The sequence below is a fragment of the Phocaeicola coprocola DSM 17136 genome (genome assembly GCF_000154845.1).
In the GTDB taxonomy this organism is placed as follows: domain Bacteria; phylum Bacteroidota; class Bacteroidia; order Bacteroidales; family Bacteroidaceae; genus Phocaeicola; species Phocaeicola coprocola.
Window position 1 is genome coordinate 1348 of record NZ_DS981429.1, and the last position, 1040, is coordinate 2387.

1 pseudogene is annotated in these 1040 nt (G+C 43.0%); it reads right to left on the reverse strand.

Annotated features, from left to right (window positions below):
• Positions 1–962, reverse strand: a pseudogene (locus BACCOP_RS21340) (hypothetical protein); the annotation flags it as partial.
• Positions 963–1040: the final 78 nt, after the last annotated feature.

A 1040-nucleotide genomic window follows, 5' to 3' on the forward strand; every position in this document is an offset into this window, starting at 1 on the left:
TGCATGCTGCTGCCATCTCTAAAGGAAATCCCAACTGGGAACCTGGGTCTGTAATAATCCAGCACCTCGCGTCCCATCCATGGAATCGTCTGTAGAGAAATAAAGTTGCCACTTGTCTGTTCTTCCGTCCATCGGATACCAGACGGCTAAGGAAACATACCTTTTGAAAGCTTTAGCATAAACCCTCAATCCGTATAGCTTTCCTTTGTTCACCTCGTATTCCTTGCACCGGGTCAAATCCAGATTGGCAAAGTCAATCCTGCCGTCAAACCACTTGGGATGACCACGTTTTCCTGTTTTCTTTTCCAATGTCGGATAGTACAGGACAACATCATTCCTAAAGCGGCTGATAACATGGAAACTGTTCTCACACATAGGCGTTACGAAAGTTTCCTTGGAAAAGAATGCGTCTGCAACCACCGTTTTGGATATGCTTTGCAGCTTGTCTTTTCTGCTGATAAGATAGCAGCTGTACCAGTCAACAAGGTTCTTGTCCATATTATCCAAGGTCTTACAATCCGGTGTCTGAATGGAACCTAAAGTCATGCATTCATGGTTGTCGATGTCAATGATACCGATGCCCATGATTTCCAATCCTCGCTTGTACTCTCCTGCACAACCGGACCAGAAGTAACCTATCCAAGGTGTCTTCTTGCCTGATTTGGGAATATGGAAGGGTCGATGGCAATGGCTTTTCTTTTGCCTGTGAGATGCTTGCTGATGATAGATCCGTTGAACGCAAACCAGTCGAAAGTTTCATGCTCAAAAAGGTTACGATAAGTCTGTTCTGAGAAACAGCCATATCTGCCCAATTGAAGGAAATTTATACGATCCGGGATGGCCATGAATAATTTCATGGTGTCCATGAATGCTTTTTCAAAAGGTTTGTGTATATTCGCTACTGATTTGAGAGCCGACAGGCACTCGGATTGGTATTGCATAAGGAGTGTTTCTTTAGTCATAATCAGAAGAGTTCAGAGAATTCTAATTTACTAAGAAATAACGAATCATGCAATACTTTCATCCTTTATTATCAGCAG